Here is a 1,364-nt window from a genome sequence, read left to right as displayed (position 1 = left end):
ACCACCCTCCTCCACCACACCCTCAACAACCCCACCACCATCCCCACCCTCCACCGCAAACACCCCGAACCAGAAACCCTCACGCAGGCCATCGCGGCCGTCGGCGTGCGGACTGACAGCATCGACTGGGCCGTACTCTGCGGAGCGAGCCGGCCGCGGCGGGTGGAGCTGCCGACCTATGCCTTCCAGCGCCGCACCCACTGGGCACCGGCGCTGACGCCGAATCATGCGCCTGCGGCTCGTCCTGCCGCCGAGCCGCAGCGTGCGATGGCGGCGGGTCCGGCGTCGCGCGAGGCTCTGGTCCGGCTCGTCGGCGAGACCACCGCGAGTGTCCTGGGATTCGACGGTCCCGACGAGGTAGCCCTGGACCGGCCGTTCACCTCACAGGGCCTCGACTCGATGACGGCGGTGGAACTGGCCGGTCTGCTCGGTACGGCCGCCGGGGTCGCGCTCGATCCGACCCTCGTCTACGAGCTGCCGACGCCGCGGGCGGTGGCCGACCACCTGGCGAAGACGCTGCTCGGCGAGTCCACTGCCGACCAGGAGGTGAACGGCCGGGCGGGGCAGGCGGAAGAGGGTGATCCGATCGCCGTCATCGGTATCGGCTGCCGGTTCCCGGGCGGTGTGACCTCACCGGACGATCTGTGGGAGCTGGTGGCCTCGGGGACCGACGCCATCTCGACGTTTCCGACCGACCGCGGCTGGGACCTGGACGGCCTGTACGACCCCGACCCGAGCACCCCCGGCAAGAGCTACGTCCGCCACGGCGGCTTCCTCCACGACGCGGCCCAGTTCGACGCCGAGTTCTTCGGCATCAGCCCCCGTGAAGCCACCGCCATGGACCCCCAGCAACGGCTCCTGCTCGAGACCTCCTGGGAAGCGCTGGAGCGCGCGGGTGTCGTGCCGGAGTCTCTGCGTGGCGGACGGACGGGGGTGTTCGTCGGCACGGCCGCACCGGAGTACGGGCCAAGGCTGCACGAAGGAACAGACGGATACGAGGGTTTCCTGCTCACCGGCACCACGGCCAGCGTGGCCTCCGGCCGGATCGCCTACGCCCTGGGGACGCGCGGGCCCGCGCTCACCATCGACACCGCGTGCTCTTCGTCGCTGGTGGCGCTGCACCTGGCCGTGCAGTCGCTACGACGTGGCGAATGCGACCTCGCCCTCGCCGGCGGGACCACCGTCATGTCCGGACCCGGCATGTTCGTGGAATTCTCGCGCCAGCGGGGACTGGCGCCGGATGGCCGCTGTAAGGCCTTCTCTGCAGATGCCGACGGCACCGCGTGGGCCGAAGGCGTCGGCATGCTCCTGGTGGAACGGTTGTCGGATGCCGAGCGGCGGGGCCACCGCGTGCTGGCCGTCGT

General features: G+C 71.2%; 1 protein-coding gene. It reads left to right on the top strand.

Annotated features, from left to right (window positions below):
* On the top strand, positions 1–1,364 hold a 1,364-nt coding region (locus AB0B29_RS37685; RefSeq protein WP_362247278.1), incomplete at both ends, for an acyl carrier protein.

It is taken from the genome of Streptomyces tibetensis (genome assembly GCF_040647715.1).
GTDB lineage: Bacteria > Actinomycetota > Actinomycetes > Streptomycetales > Streptomycetaceae > Streptomyces > Streptomyces tibetensis_A.
Note: the sequence above shows the minus strand (reverse complement) of the source record. Positions and strands in the feature narration are given on the sequence as shown.